General features: G+C 70.0%; 5 protein-coding genes. 3 read left to right on the top strand and 2 right to left on the bottom strand.

Translation table 11 applies throughout. The annotated features are described in order from the left end of the window. Positions 1-553 precede the first annotated feature (553 nt). The 3 genes from IE107_RS17560 to IE107_RS17570 are packed head-to-tail and all read left to right on the top strand — an operon-like array spanning position 554 to position 14,057. A complete protein-coding gene (locus tag IE107_RS17560; RefSeq protein WP_189544734.1) occupies positions 554-6,919 on the top strand; it encodes a protein kinase domain-containing protein in 6,366 nt (2,121 codons plus the stop codon). 56 nt (positions 6,920-6,975) lie between these two features. Next, positions 6,976-9,936 carry a DEAD/DEAH box helicase gene (locus IE107_RS17565; protein ID WP_189544735.1) on the top strand — a complete coding sequence of 987 codons (2,961 nt, stop codon included), beginning with the start codon at positions 6,976-6,978 and terminating at the stop codon, positions 9,934-9,936. Next, a complete protein-coding gene (locus tag IE107_RS17570) occupies positions 9,936-14,057 on the top strand; it encodes an Eco57I restriction-modification methylase domain-containing protein (protein WP_189544736.1) in 4,122 nt (1,373 codons plus the stop codon). The genes IE107_RS17565 and IE107_RS17570 overlap by 1 nt, the downstream gene beginning before the upstream one ends. 507 nt (positions 14,058-14,564) lie before the next feature. On the opposite strand, the gene IE107_RS17575 is transcribed toward IE107_RS17570, so the two are convergent. Both IE107_RS17575 and IE107_RS17580 read right to left on the bottom strand, forming a co-directional pair. Beyond that, positions 14,565-14,765 (bottom strand): DUF397 domain-containing protein, encoded by a 201-nt coding sequence (locus tag IE107_RS17575; protein WP_189544737.1) that lies wholly within the window; start codon positions 14,763-14,765, stop codon positions 14,565-14,567. Further along, a complete protein-coding gene (locus IE107_RS17580) occupies positions 14,762-15,643 on the bottom strand; it encodes a helix-turn-helix domain-containing protein (protein WP_189544738.1) in 882 nt (293 codons plus the stop codon). Before IE107_RS17580 ends, IE107_RS17575 begins: the two co-directional genes overlap by 4 nt. Between the last annotated feature and the right edge of the window lie 116 nt (positions 15,644-15,759).

Raw genomic sequence — 15,759 nt, forward strand, 5'->3', positions numbered from 1 at the left:
GGGCTCTGACGCCGTAATCACACCAGCCACGGCACGATCATCTCACCCCTGACCAGTAGTTACGGGACAGCGCTTAGGCAAGTTGTTCGCGAACAGCCTGTTCCCTTGCCACGTCCATGGCCTCCTGCCAGCGGACTACGTTGAGCAGAACCGAAAGGGCGTCCGTCAGTCGTGGGAGTCCTCTGGGACTTTTCTGGGACTTTCGGCCGCATCAACCGGCACAACCCTGAAACAGCCGAAAGACCATACGCGCAGGTCAGCCGCTTCCAACCACCAAAACCGGCAGGTCACAGGGCTGCCTGGTCTCTTCCGGGACATCTGAGGGACCCAGCGCCGTAGTGCCGTCGCACCCCCATCAACCTGCCGAAATGCAAGCAGGAAAGGAGGTGCGACGGCAACGACCCACGACTTCCCGCCCCCGCCGACCGTGTCCACGGACCACGACACATGAACACGTTGACGACGTCAACGCGACTGTGCAGACCTCTCCGACAAGGCGAAGGTGTACACTCCCTCTGCGGGATGTACGCAACAGGTGAACGGGGGAGGGCCAGTGAGCCTGGAGACGGTCGACGCGCGGTTCCGGATCACGGGAATCGTGGGGCGCGGGAACATGGGGGAAGTACACCGGGCCGAAGACCTTCAGGCCGCCCCGGACTCCCCGCAGCGGGAGGTCGCGCTCAAGACCGTGCTGCGTGGCCGGACCGGGATCGCCGTAGACACCTCGGGGTCCAACAAGGAGATCGACCGCTTCCGGCGCGAAGTGCGGATCATGCGCATGCTCTCCCAGGGCCACCCCAACCTCACCCGGCTGATCGACGGCGGTGTGGACGGGACGCCGGGCGGCAGTGGTCTGCCCTACCTCGCCATGGAGCTGCTGGACGGTCATCCGCTCGCGGACCTCATCGACGAAGAACCTCAACTCCCTGTCTCCTGGGCCGCCGCCGTCGGGGCGCAGATCGCCTCGGGTCTCGCCGCCGCGCACACGGCCGGGGTCGTCCACCGCGACCTGAAGCCCGCCAATGCGATGCTGACCCGTGACGGCACGGTCAAGATCCTCGACTTCGGCATGGGCTCGGTCGTCGACGATCCCGATCAGACTCGGCTGACCAGCGCGGGCGTCAGCGTCGGTACGGCCCGCTACATGGCACCTGAGCAGTTCCGCGCCGAACGTGTCTCCGCCCTCGCCGACCTCTATGCGCTCGGCTGCATCCTGTACGAACTGCTGGTCGGTCAGCCGCCGTTCTCCGCCAGAACCCCGTACGAGCTGTCCGAGCAGCACCAGCACGAGCAGCCACCGCTGCTGACCCTGGTCCGCCCGGACCTGCCCGCCGGGCTGGTACGCCTCGTGGACCGTCTCCTGGAGAAGGACGCCGAGCTCCGGCCCGAGAACGCCGCTCTGGTCCGTGACGTGCTGGTCCCCCTCGCGCTCGCGCCGGACGACACCGCCGCCCTGCTGGCTCCGCACTGGCAGGTGATGGACCCGGTGGCGCGGCTGCGGGCTCTGCTGCCGGAGCGCACCCCGGCAGCACCCGCACCCGTGCCGCGCAGGCAGCCGCGCCTGCCCGAGACGATGGACGTCTTCGGCATCCATGCCGACCTGATCGGCGAGTACGAGAACTTCACCCGGAGCGCGACGGTGTTCCGGGACGCCCGGATCGACGGCTTCGTCAAGGACGACCTGGCGGCGAAATCGCAGTGGCCGGACCCGTGGTTGTCGCTGAATCCGTTCTTCGCCGACGGCGGCCAGGTCACCGACCTCGTGCGGGACGGCGTGCTGCACGCCAGGTGTGCGGAGATCTTCCAGGCGGGCAAGAAGGAGAACTCGCTCCGCCCGGACGGCCGTCCGCTCACCTTCCATCTCCACCAGCGGCAGGCGATCGAGGCCGCGCAGGCGGGCGACTCCTATGTGCTGACCACCGGCACCGGTTCCGGCAAGTCCCTGTCGTACATCGTCCCGATCGTGGACCACGTCCTGAAGGAACGTCAGGCGGCCGGCCCGGATGCCGGGGGCCGAGTGCGCGCGATCGTCGTGTATCCGATGAACGCCCTGGCCAACTCTCAGCTGATGGAGCTGGAGAAGTACCTGCGCCACGGTTTCGGAGCCGGTCGCGAGCCGGTCACCTTCGCCCGCTACACGGGTCAGGAGTCCGAGGAGCAGCGTCGGGAGCTGCGCAAGAACCCTCCGGACATCCTGCTGACGAACTACGTGATGCTGGAGCTGATGCTGACCCGGCCGGACGACCGGTCCAGCCTGATCCGTATGGCCGACGGTCTGCAGTTCCTCGTCTTCGACGAGTTGCACACCTACCGGGGCAGGCAGGGCGCGGATGTGGCGTTCCTGATCCGCCGGGTCCGTGAGGCCTGCCGGGCCTCGGCGACCCTGCAGTGCATCGGCACCTCGGCGACCATGTCCACCGAGGGCTCCTGGGAGGACCAGCAGCGCGAGGTGGCCAGGGTCGCCGGCCGGCTGTTCGGTACGACGGTGCTGCCGAAGCGGGTCATCGGCGAGACCCTCGTCCGGGCGACCGAGGAGACCGTGGAGACCGTGCCCGCCGAGCGACTGCGGGTACCCGCGGCGCCCCGCTCGTACGAGGCGCTGACGAAGGACTCGCTGGCCCGCTGGGTGGAGTCCCGGTTCGGTCTGGAGCGCGAGGAGGGTACGGGGCGGTTCCGCCGTTGCGCACCGGGCACCGTCGAGGACGCGGCGGCCGAGCTGGCCGCAGAGTCCGGGGTGGCCGAGGAGAGCGTGCGCGAGGCGATCCGTACGACCCTGGAGGCGGGTGCGCAGGCGAAGCATCCGGTGACGGAGCGGCCGCTGTTCGCCTTCCGGCTGCACCAGTTCCTCTCCAAGGGCGACACCGTCTACACCACGCTGGAGGACCCGCTCACCCGGCCGCTCACCCGCACCTACCAGCTGGAGCAGCCGGACAGCGACGGCAAGCCGCTGTTCCCGCTGGCTTTCTGCCGTGAGTGCGGCCAGGAGTACCTGACCGTCTGGCGCTCCGAGGAGAGCGGCGCGTACCGGTACGAGCCGCGGCGGGACACCTCCGCGTCGGGTGGCCGCGACGGCGAGGGCTACCTGTACCTGGGCATGCCCGGGGAGGACTACGAGTGGCCGACGGATCCGCAGAGCGCCGTGGACGACAGGCGGTTGCCGGAGTCCTGGCTGGAGCCGGACGCGCAGGGCATGACCGTCGTCAAGAAGTCCTACCGGCCCCGGGTGCCCAAGCGCGTCGTCGTGGACGCGTTCGGGAACGAGTCGGGCGAGGGGCTGGTGGCGGCGTTCGTCCCGGCGCCGTTCCTGTTCTGCGTGCACTGTCAGGTCTCCTACGAGCAGACCCGCGGCCGGGACTTCGCCAAGCTGGCCACCCTGGACCAGGAGGGGCGTTCCTCGGCCACCTCCCTGATCTCCGCGTCGATCGTGAAGTCCCTGCGCGCGGTGCCCGAGGAGAGCCTGGGCAAGGAGGCGCGCAAGCTCCTCACCTTCGTCGACAACCGGCAGGACGCGTCCCTCCAGGCCGGTCACTTCAACGACTTCGCGCAGGTGACCCAGTTGCGCGGCGCGCTGTACCAGGCTGCGGCGCGGGCGGGCGAGGAAGGGCTGCGCCACGACGACCTCGCCGAGGCGGTGACCGGGGTGATGGGGTTGTCGCCCCGCGAGTACGCCGGGGGCACCTCCCTCGCCCCCTCCATGGAACGCCGTGCGACGAAGGCCTTCCGCGATGTCGTGGGGTACCGGCTCTACCGGGACCTGGAACGCGGCTGGCGCATCACCATGCCCAACCTCGAACAGACGGGGCTGCTGCGGATCGACTACGAGGACCTGGACTGGATCGCCGCCCAGCCGGACCGCTGGCAGTCCACGCACGCCGTGCTGCGCGACACCGACCCCGCCCTGCGCGAGGAGGTCGCCCGCACGCTGCTCGACCACATGCGGCGGGCCCTCGCCATCGATGTCCAGTACTTCCGCGACGACTTCGACACCCTGCAGCGGGCGAGCGAGGAACGCCTCGTCGGGCCGTGGGTCCTGAGCGAGAACGACAAGCCCACCGTCGGCACCGCCTACCCGTACGGTTCGAGGCCGGGCATGGAGCGCTCCGCGCTGTTCCTGTCGGCCCGCGGCAAGTTCGGCAAGTACCTCCGGCGGAACATGCCCGAGCTGCGTGCTCTGTCGCTGGACGACGTCCAGGGCGTCATCGGGGACCTGCTGAAGGTGCTGCTGGAGGCGGAGTTGGTGCGTGAGGTGGAGGCGGCCCCCGAGCACTCCGGTCCCGCCTTCCGCCGTCGGGCGGCCGAGAAGCGCATCGGTTACCGGGTGTCGGCCGCAGCCCTGGTCTGGCGGGCCGGGGACGGTGAGCGGGGTGCGGTCGATCCGCTGGCGCGCACGTACAGCAGTGGTGAGGGCCCGCGCGTCAACCCGTTCTTCCGCGACCTGTACCGGACTGCGGCGGCCGAGCTGGCCGGACTGTTCGCCCGGGAACACACCGCGCAGGTCACCCCGGAGGACCGGCTGGAGCGCGAGCGGCAGTTCCGGCAGGCCGAACTGCCCCTGCTGTACTGCTCTCCGACGATGGAGCTGGGCGTGGACATCTCCTCGCTCAACGCCGTGCTGATGCGCAATGTGCCACCGACCCCGGCGAACTACGCCCAGCGCTCGGGCCGGGCCGGCCGTTCCGGCCAGCCCGCGCTGGTGACCACGTACTGCGCCACGGGCAACAGCCACGACCAGTACTACTTCCGCCGCTCCCAGGACATGGTGTCCGGGCAGGTGGCGCCCCCGCGTCTGGACCTCGCCAACGAGGATCTGGTCCGCTCCCATCTCCAGGGCATCTGGCTGGCGGAGACCGGGATGAAGCTGGGCATCGCGATCCCGGACGTCGTCGACGTGGCCTACGACCCCGACGACAGCGACCGCCCCGATCCGCGGATGCCGCTGCCGCTGCTCCCCCACATCCGCGATCTGTCCCTGGACGAAGGCGCGCGCCGACGCGCGGTCGCCGCCGCCCGTACCGTCCTCGCCCCGCTCATCGCGGACTTCGCGGCCACCACCTGGTGGTACGACGAGTGGATCGAGGACCGGATCGATCGGGCGCCGCACTGGTTCGACGAGTCCTTCGAGCGGTGGCGCGAGCTGTTCCGGGCTTCCGTCGTCGACCAGTACGAGCAGAACAAGCGGGTCGTCGACCACACGCTCTCGCAGGGCGAGCAGAGCCGGGCACGCACCCGGCGCCGCGAGGCCGAGACCCAGACGAACCTGCTGCTGAACCGCTCGTCCGACAGCAAGTCGGTGATGAGCGACTTCAATCCGTACCGCTATCTGGCGTCCGAGGGGTTCCTGCCCGGCTACAGCTTCCCGCGGCTTCCGCTGGCCGCCTACATCCCGCGTTCCGGCAACCGCCGCAACGCCGACGGCGACTATCTGCAGCGTCCCCGGTTCCTCGCGATCCGGGAGTTCGGCCCCGGCGCGCTCATCTACCACGAGGGCGCCCGCTACCAGGTCACCCGTGTCCAGCTGCCGCCGGACGCCTCGGGCGACCTGGCGACGGCGGAGGCGCAGCGCTGCGACGGCTGCGGTTACCACCACGTCGTCAAGCCCGGCGTGGACCTGTGCACGATGTGCGGGGAGAACCTGAGGAACAAGCGCACCGGCCTGCTCCAGCTGCACACCGTGTACACCACCCCGCGCGAGCGGATCTCCTCCGACGAGGAGGAGCGCCGCCGGGCCGGTTTCCGCCTGGAGACCTCGTACGCGTTCCAGGACCACGGCGCCCGCAAGGGACGCCTCACCTCGCACGTCACCGACACCGACGGTGCACCGGTCCTCGACCTGGACTACGGCGACTCGGCGACCGTCCGCATCACCAACCTCGGCCGGGTCCGCGACAAGGAGAACGAGCCGGACGGCTACTGGCTCGATCTCGGCGACGGCCGCTGGCTCAACGACCGGGCCGCCGCGGACGCCATCGAGGGCACCGGCATGCCGGTGGTCGACGAGGACGGCAACGAGAAGCGCCGCAAGAAGCGCGTCCTGCCCTATGTGGAGGACCGCCGCAACATCCTCGTGGTCACCCTGGACGAGCCGCAGCCCGAGCCGGTGGCGTGGTCGTTCCTGTACGCGCTGGAGCGGGGTATCGAGGCCGCGTTCGAGCTGGAGGACTCCGAGCTGACCGCCGAACTGCTGCCTCCGGACGACGGCCCGCGGCGTCGCATCCTGTTCACGGAGGCGGCCGAGGGCGGCGCCGGCGTGCTGCGGCGCATCCAGCACGACAAGGACGCCCTCGCCAGGGCCGCCCGTACCGCCCTGGAGATCTGCCACTTCGACCCGGAGACGGGCGAGGACGAGGGCGGTCCGGCGGAGGGCGAGAAATGCGCCCGCGGCTGCTACGCCTGTCTGCTGACCTACGCGAACCAGACGCACCACCGCAAGCTGAGCCGGTACAGCGCACAGCCACTGCTCGCGCGGCTGGCCACCGCCCGCACCGAGCGGGAGGACCGCGGCGAGTCCCGCAGCGAACGCTTCCGCAGGCTGGCCCCGGCAGCGAACAGCGACTGCGACACGCCCGCCAGGGCCGCGGAGCCCACGGCGCCCGCGCCGACCCCGCTGGAGACGGATCTGGGGGCCCTCGTCGCGAGCGGCGACCTGCTCGGCTGGCTCAGGGCGAAGGGTTTCCGGCTGCCGGACGAGGTCAAGGTCCTCGTTCCGGAGGCAGGGGCCTGCCCGGATCTCGTCTTCCGTCTGGACGGTGCCAACCTCGCCGTGTTCGTCGACGTCCCCGGCCGGGCGGCCGATTCGACCCGCGACATCGAGGCCGGCTACCGCCTGGAGGAGGCCGGCTGGGACGTCCTGCGCTTCCCGACGGATGCGGACTGGGACGCCATCACCGAGCACAACCCCACCTACTTCCACCTGCGTTGATCACCTCGCCCCCTGCTCGCCTCACTCCCGCTCGATCCAAGGAACTGGGACATCTCATGAGCCTCACGTACACAGCCGGCTCCCTGGTCGCCGCCCGTGGCCGGGAATGGGTGGTGCTGCCCGAGAGCGCCCCCGACATGCTGGTGCTGCGCCCCCTGGGCGGGAGCGAGGACGACATCGCGGCCGTCTTCCCCTCCTTCGAGGAGGTGCGCCCGGCCGAATTCGCGGCACCGGGCCCGGACGACCTGGGTGACCAGCGGTCCGCCGGTCTGCTGCGCACGGCGCTCCGTATCGGCTTCCGTTCGGGCGCGGGCCCGTTCCGCTCGCTGGCCTCGATCGCCGTGGAGCCGAGGGCCTATCAGCTGGTCCCGCTGCTGATGGCGCTGCGGCAGCGCACCGTGCGGCTGCTGATCTCGGACGACGTCGGCATCGGCAAGACGGTCGAGGCCGGTCTGATCGCCAAGGAGCTGCTCGCGCAGGGCGAGGCGGCCCGGCTGGCGGTGCTGTGTTCCCCGGCGCTGGCCGAGCAGTGGCAGTCGGAGCTGCGGGAGAAGTTCGCCATCGACGCCGAACTGGTCCTGGCCTCCACGGTGTCGCGCCTGGAACGCGGCCTGGAGCTGGGCCAGTCCCTGTTCGACAAGCACCCGTACACGATCATCTCGACGGACTTCATCAAGTCGACCCGGCACCGCGAGGACTTCGTACGGAACTGCCCCGACCTGGTGATCGTCGACGAGGCCCACTCCTGCGTGGCCGCCGACGACACCACTCAGGGCTCCGCCTCCCACGCCAACCAGCTCCGTTACGAGCTGCTGCGCAAGGTCTCCGCCGACATGGGCCGGCATCTGCTGCTGCTGACCGCGACCCCGCACTCCGGCAAGGAGTCCGCGTTCCGCAACCTGCTCGGCCTGGTGCGGCCCGAACTCGCGACGCTGGACCTGGAGTCCCCCGCGGGACGGGCAAGGCTCGCCGAGCACTTCGTGGCCCGCAAGCGCGCCGACGTACGCAATTACCTCACCAAGGAGGACGGGCTCGCCGACGATTCCCTGGCCGAGCGGACCGCCTTCCCGTCCGACCGCTGGACGAAGGACGAGCCGTACAAGCTGGCGCCCGCCTACCGGGCGCTGCTCGACGACGCCATCGCGTACGCCCGTGACCGTGTCGCGACCGCCGGCGAGCAGGGCAGGCGGGAGGCGCGGATCGCCTGGTGGTCGGTGATCGCGCTGCTGCGCTCGATGGTGTCCTCGCCCGCGGCCGCCGCGCAGACCCTGAAGACCCGCTCCGAGTCCGCCGCCGCCCGCACCGCGCAGGAGGCGGACGCGCTGGGCTTCCCGGTGGCCGCCGATTCCGCCGACAACGACCGGCTCGAAGGCATGGACGTCGCGCCGGGCGCCGCCGAGTCGGAGGAGGCGGGTGCCCGGCTGCTCGAACTCTCGCAGCGGGCCGCCGAACTCGTCGGCCCCGCCGGGGACGCGAAACTGAAGGCGCTCACCCGGCATCTGAAGAGCCTGATCGCCGACGGCTACCACCCGATCGTCTTCTGCCGCTACATCCCCACCGCCGAGTACCTCGCCACACAGCTGGAGGGCAAGCTCGGCAAGAAGACGAAGATCGCCGCGGTGACCGGCACCCTCTCCCCGCAGCAGCGCCTGGAGCGCATCGAGCAGCTCGCCGCCGAAACCGCCGAGGAGGCCGGTGACCCGGCCGTCCGCCGCGTCCTGATCGCCACCGACTGCCTCTCCGAAGGCGTCAACCTCCAGCACCACTTCGACGCCGTCGTCCACTACGACCTGGCCTGGAACCCCACTCGCCACGACCAGCGCGAGGGCCGGGTCGACCGCTACGGACAGAAGCGCGACCAGGTCCGTGTCATCACCATGTTCGGTGAGGACAACGGCATCGACGGCAAGGTCCTGGAAGTGCTGTTCATGAAGCACCGGCAGATCATGAAGGACCTGGGCATCTCCGTCTCCGTCCCCGACGAGACCGCCTCCGGCGTCACCGACGCGGTGGTGGAGTGGCTGCTGCTGCACGGGCGGCAAGGCAGCCAGGAGAGCCTGTTCGAACTGGACGGCCACCAGGAGTCGTTCGACCGCATCGAGCGCGAGTGGAACTCGGCCGCCGAACGCGAGAAGACGTCCCGCTCCAAGTACGCCCAGCGCGCGATCCACCCGGAGGAGGTGGCGCGCGAGGTCGCCGCCGTACGGGCCGCGCTCGGCGGCGCGGAGGAGGTCCGCGACTTCGCCCTGGAGGCGCTGGGCGGCCTGGACACGCTGGTCCGTGACCCGCGTGACGGCAGCGGCGACTTCACGGCCCAGCCCGGTGGCGCCCCGGCCGGCCTGCGCGACGCGCTCGCCGCCACGCTCGGCGGACGGCTCGTCGAGGAGGACCGGGAGATCCCCTTCCGCGCCACGCCCGCGATCGCGCGCGGCGAGGCCGCCCTGGTGCGCACCGACCCGGTGATCGGCGCCATCGCCTCGTACCTCCTGGACTCGGCACTCGACGCGCAGACCCCCGGCCCCCGGCCGGCCCGCCGCTGCGGCGTCGTCACCACGGACGCGGTCACCGTACGCACCACGCTCCTGCTGGTCCGCTACCGCTTCCACCTCACGCTCCCGTCCCGCAACGGCGAACGGCAGCTGGTCGCCGAGGACGCCCGTCTGCTCGCGTACGAGGGGATGCCGTCGCGCGCCCGCTGGCTGGACGACGACGCGACCGCCGCCCTCCTCGCGGCCCGCGCCACCGCCAACACCCATGAGCAGCTGGTCCGCAACCAGATCGCCAAGGACCTGAACGGCCTGCCGGACCTCGCCGCGCACCTCACCGAGTACGGCACCCGTCTGGCCGCCGAACTCGACGCCTCGCACCGCCGGGTCCGCAAGGCGAACGAGGAGATCGTCCGCGGCCTGAAGGTCGTCCCGCAGGAGCCCGCCGACGTCCTCGGCGTCTACGTCTACCTGCCGCAGCAGCCCGCCCCCGCCGCGTCCGCCTCTACCGTGTCCGGAGCCGAAGCCTGATGTCCGCCGCCACCCGCACCGCCCTGGCCTTCACCGCCGTCACCCCGGTCGGCGGCCTGCTCCCCTCCGACATGCTGCTGCGCATCTCGGAGGCCCGGAACCTGCCGGGCACCAAGCCCGCCGACTACGGCCTGCCCGCCTCGGTGCCCGTACGCAACGAGGCCGAGCGCGCCTGGGAGTACCTCAAGCCTCTCTGGCGCGACCTGCGCGCCGCGCTTCCCTCGGACCCGGCGACCGGCGCACCCGCCGCCGACCCGACGGGCCGCGCGGGCACCGACTGGCTCGCCCAGCTCTTCCGTAAGCTGGACTTCGGCGCACTGACGGAGGTCGGCGCGGCGGGGATTGGGGCGGACTCCGACCCGGAGAAACGCTTCCCGGTCTCCCACCGCCACGGCCCGGCCCTCATCCACCAGGTCCCGTGGAACGTGAAGCTCGACAAGCCCTTGGTGAAGGGCCAGATCCCGCCCCAATCGATGGTGCAGGACTGTCTCAACCGCACTGAGGCCCACCTGTGGGCGATCGTCACCAACGGCCGTCAGCTGCGCCTGCTGCGCGACTCGTCGTCCTTCTCCACGGCCGCATACGTCGACTTCGACCTGGAAGCGCTCTTCGACGGTGAGCTGTTCAGCGAATTCGTGCTGCTGTACAGCCTGCTGCACGCGTCGCGGTTCGCGGTGGCGGAGGGAACGGCGGCATCGGGGTGCTGGCTGGAGAAGTGGCGCGCCGAGGCCGTCACCTCCGGCACCCGCGCCCTGGACCAGCTCCGCCTGGGTGTGCAGAACGCCCTGACCGTCCTCGGCACCGGCTTCCTGCGCCACCCGGACAACGGCACGCTGCGGGAGAACACCGACCCGAAGGCCCTCCGGGACGCCCTGCTGCGCCTGGTCTACCGGCTGCTGTTCGTCTTCGTCGCCGAGGACCGCAACGCCCTGCTCGACGGGAGGCCCGACGATCCTCGGCGCGAGGCATACGAGCGGTACTTCTCCTCCGCCCGGCTGCGCGAGCGCGCCCGCCGCCGCCAGGGCACGGCCCACGGTGATCAGTACGAGGCCCTGCGCATCGTCCTCGAAGCCCTCGGCAAGGAAGGTGGCCGCCCCGAGCTGGCCCTGCCCGGCCTCGGCGGCCTGTTCTCCCACACCGAGACCGACACGCCGCTCGACGGCCTGAAGCTGTCCAACGAGTCGCTGCTCTCCGCCGTCCGCCACCTCGCCCAGGTCCGCGACCCCGGCGCCCGCCGCTGGCGGCCCGTCGACTACCGCCACCTGGACGCGGAGGAGCTCGGCTCGGTCTACGAGTCCCTGCTTGAGCTGGAACCGAAGCACTCCGCGGCGGACCGCTCCTTCGAGTTGGTGGAGGTGGCGGGCAACAGCCGTAAGACGACCGGCAGTTACTACACCCCGTCCTCGCTCATCGAGTGCCTGCTCGACACGACGCTCGACCCGGTGCTGGACGACGCCGTCAAGCGGGGCGAGCAGCGGGCCACTGCCGCCGGCCGCCCCGACCCGGCCGACGACATCGTCGCCGAGCTGCTGTCCCTGACGGTCTGCGACCCGGCATGCGGCTCCGGCCACTTCCTCGTCGCGTCGGCACGGCGTATCGCCAAGCGGGTGGCCTCGGTGCGCGAGCACAACCCGGAGCCGACGGACGACGCCGTGCGCCACGCCCTGCGCGAGGTCGTCGCCCGCTGCATCTATGGCGTCGACCTCAACCCGATGGCCGTGGAACTGGCCAAGGTCTCCCTGTGGCTGGAGGCCATGGAACCGGGCAAGGCGCTCGGCTTCCTCGACGCCCACGTCAAGCACGGCAACGGCCTCATCGGCGCGACGCCGAAGCTGCTGGCGGACGGCGTCCCCGACGACGCCTTCAAGCCGATCGAGGGCGACGACAAGAAGCACGCCTCCGGCCTCGTCAAGCGCAACAAGGCCCAGCGCGGCGGCCAGGACGAACTCCTCTTCGACACGGAGCCCCTGCCCGGCAACGAGCGGTACGCCGTCGAGCTCTCCCGGATCACCACCGCCCCCGCCGATTCGCTGGAGGACGTGCACGCCCAGGAGGCCGCGTATCGGGTGTACGTGGAGTCGTCGGCGTACGTCCAGGACCTCCACGCCGCCGACGCCTGGTGCGCGGCGTTCGTCTGGCCCAAGCACGCGGGCGCGCCGGAGGCCCCGACCGACCAGGTGTTCCGGGCGCTGCGGGGCCGCGACCAGTCCTCGGTGTCGGACGCGACGCATGAGCAGATCCTGGAGCTGCGGGACCAGTACCGGTTCTTCCACTGGCACCTGGAGTTTCCGGAGGTGTTCGCCGTCCCGGAGTCGGGTGTTGGCGTCCAGGGCGGAACGGGGTGGGCCGGCGGGTTCGACGCGGTTGTGGGGAACCCGCCGTGGGAGCGCGTGAAGCTCCAGGAGCAGGAGTTCTTCGCCCAGCGTGACCCACGCATCGCCGAGGCCAAGAACGCCGCCGCCCGCAAGCGCCTGATCGCCGAACTGCGCGACGACCGCGACGGCGCGCACTTGTACGCCGAGTTCGAGGCCGCCAAGCGGCGCGCGGAGGGCGAAAGCCACTTCCTGCGCGTCAGCGCCCGCTTCCCGCTGACGGGGCGCGGTGACATCAACACGTACGCCGTGTTCACGGAGACGGACCGGGCGCTGACGGGGCCACGCGGGCGGACGGGCGTGATTGTGCCGACGGGGATCGCTACGGACGCAACGACGCAATTCTTCTTCAAGGACATCGTCACGAAGGGCCAGCTCGCCGCCGTCTACGACTTCGAGAACGAGGACAAGGTCTTCCCCGAGGTCCACAACCAGCTGCGGTTCTGCCTGTTCTTGCTGCGCGGCTCAGGCAACCTTGATGAACCGATTCGGATGGTGTTCAAGGTACGGCAGCCCGAGCAGATCACCGATCGGAGCTACCTGCTGGCAGCTGAGGACATCCTGGCCATGAACCCGAACACCGGAACCTGCCCTGTGTTCAGCCACAAGCGGGACGCAGACATCACTCTGGGGATCTACCGCCGGATTCCGGTCCTGATCAACGAGACCAAAAAGGCTGGCGGAAACCCCTGGGACATCTCCTTCATGACCATGTTCCACATGTCGAATGATTCCCACCTGTTCCGTCCCTCCGCCCAGGACAACGAGACCTTCGACGACCTCCTCAAGACCGGTTGGAACCTTGACGGCAATGTGCTCGTGCGCGACGAGGAGCGCCTGCTCCCGCTGTACGAGGCGAAAATGCTGCACCATTACGACCACCGCTTCTCCACGTACGAGAACGCCACGGAGAAGCAGCTCAACAAGGGCACCCTCCCGCGCTTCACCATAGAACAGCACCAGGTCGCCGCCGCCGTACCATTGCCTCGCTACTGGGTGCCAGAGCAGGATGTTCCGACCGGGGAAGTCGACAAGAGCGGAAAGCCCACCATGGAGTCGGGTGTCCGCAGCCGCCTGGCCGCCAAGGGATGGGACCGAGAGTGGCTCTTCGGCTGGCGTGACATCTGCCGAGCGAGCGATGAGCGCACGCTGATCGCGGCGGCCGCTCCGGCCCACGGCTTCGGCCACCCCTACCCCTTGGCTTTCCCTACCTCTCCAGACCGGGCCCCTCTGCTGTCCGCTGTCTGGTCGTCCATGGTCTGCGACTACTCCGTCCGCCAGAAGATCGGCGGCACACACCTCACCTACGGGTACATCCAGCAGGCGCCCGTCCCCACCCCCGACCAGCTCGCGCCCCACACAGAGTTCATCACCCCCCGCCTCCTCGAACTCACCTACACCGCAACCGACATGGCCTCCTTCGCCCGCGACCTAGGCGACACCGGCGCCCCCTTCCGCTGGGACACCGACCGTCGCGCCGTCATCCGTGCCGAGCTGGACGCTCTCTTCTTCCACCTCTACGGCATCACCCGTGAGGACACCGCGTACATCCTGGACACCTTCAACGTCACCCGCGACAACGACATCAAGGCGCACGGCGAGTACCGCACCAAGAACCTGATCCTCGCCGAGTACGACCGCATGGCCGCCGCAGGCCTCACCCTGGAAACCCCGCTCACCGAGGGCGAGTCCGGCACCTACCGCTCCACCCTCACCCCGCCCCCCGGCCACGGCCCCCGCCACACCTGATCACGCCCAAGGAGCCGAGCACCCCGTGGTACGCCGAAGCCAGACCAGTAACCCGCGCACGTCCGTCGTCCTGACGTCGGGCGCGGGCTGGGGGACGCGTGCTGCCGGGCAGCGCCGGAGCAGCGGGGCGGAGTCCCCGATACCTCGGCGGCAGGCGAGGAAGGTCAAGGCATTGCAGCAGTGCCTCGATGTGATTCGTACGGCGATCAACGCCAAGCGTTGGGCCCTGGCGCGTTACGAGCTCGACCGGGCCAGGGTTCTCGTCAACGCCCTGCCTGCCGACCAGACCGTTCAGGAGCGCGAGCAACTGGCGTTGCTACGGAAGAAGTTCAAGGCGCGCGATACGACGGCTGCCAAAAAAGCCGCGAAGAAGAAGGCGGACACAAAACCCGCCCCGCAGAAGGCCACGCCCAAGAAGGCTGCGACCAAAAAAGCGGCACCCAAAAAGGCGGCGCCGAGGCCGGAACCCGACCTCGGCGACCGCTTCATCAACCGTGCCGCGCTCGGTTACACCTCCGAGGCGCCCGACACGAACCTCACGAAGGGCCCCCACCCCGCACGCCCCACGGCGAAGGCCGGGCGTGCCAGGTCCTTGGAGTCCCGTACGTGAACAGCGTCCTCAGCGACCGCGATCTCCACGCAGTCGTCACCCTGGGTGCCGCTGTAGCTGGACTTGAACCAGGCGAGTTCCGTCGTACCGCTACTCATAGCTCTCCTCGCAGTCGCTCCAACAGGTCCCGGGATTCCTTGGGATTCAGGGCCTGCGAGCGCAGTGTTTCATAGCGACGGCAGAGCAGACTCATCTCTTTCGGGTCGGAGATCAGCCGTCCGTTCTGCTGCCCTTCCGAGTAGCCGATCCGACGTCCCTCCTTGGTCTCCAGAATCCGCACGGGTCCGTCCAGGCACCCGTGGAACTCCAGCTCCAGCGGCACCACCTGGAGCGTCACGTTGCGCGGGGCAGTGACTTCAAGGACGTGGTCCAGCATGCTCGCGTGCACCTCCGCCCCACCCAACCTGCGCCGGAACACGTGCTCCTCCACGATGAAGCTGAACGGCATGGTCGGCCGTTCCCGCACCATCCTCTGCCGCTCCAGCCGCGCGCTGAGTTGGTCCTCGATCTTCTCGTCGGTCAGCAGCGGGATGCTGTTGTCGAACACCGCCCGCGCATACGCCTCCGACTGCAACAGCCCCGGCACCAGCCGGCACTCGTACGTGCACAGGCTCACCGCCTTCCGCTCCAGCCGGGCCCATCGCCGGAACCACGCCGCAAGGCCGACCTCGCCGCGGCTGAGGTGCTGAGCGGCCTTCCGTAAGGCCCCGGTGTTGCCGAGCGCCCCCTCCGCGCGCTCGACGAACTCCTCGTCCGGCATGCGACGGCCCAGCTCGACGGACTCCACGGTGTGTTTGGAGTACTGGACGAGGTCGCCGAGCTCCGCCCGGCTGAGTCCCGCGTGTTCGCGCAGGGCCTGGACGACCGCGCCGAACGTACGCAGACTGTCCGACGGGTGGGGTTCCCGCTCCCCTTCCCCCGCCTGGGCCGTCCCGGCTTCGGCAGCCCCGGCCGCCTCCCCTTCGACGTTGTCCATCCGCCGCTCCTCTCTTCGCACCCGCACCCGCGGCAGCTCCTCGCCGCCGTCACGTTCACCACCCAGCGTGACAGCCGACCCCGCGTACCACCTACCGAATGTGCCCGTACGCTGAC

Source organism: Streptomyces gelaticus, assembly GCF_014649535.1.
GTDB lineage: Bacteria > Actinomycetota > Actinomycetes > Streptomycetales > Streptomycetaceae > Streptomyces > Streptomyces gelaticus.

Bases quoted from the DNA above. Each gene is read 5' to 3' on its own strand.
- IE107_RS17565 (WP_189544735.1), top strand. From the start codon at position 6,976: ATGAGCCTCACGTACACAGCCGGCTCCCTGGTCGCCGCCCGTGGCCGG.
- IE107_RS17570 (WP_189544736.1), top strand. From the start codon at position 9,936: ATGTCCGCCGCCACCCGCACCGCCCTGGCCTTCACCGCCGTCACCCCG.
- IE107_RS17575 (WP_189544737.1), bottom strand. From the start codon at position 14,765: ATGAGTAGCGGTACGACGGAACTCGCCTGGTTCAAGTCCAGCTACAGC.
- IE107_RS17580 (WP_189544738.1), bottom strand. From the start codon at position 15,643: ATGGACAACGTCGAAGGGGAGGCGGCCGGGGCTGCCGAAGCCGGGACG.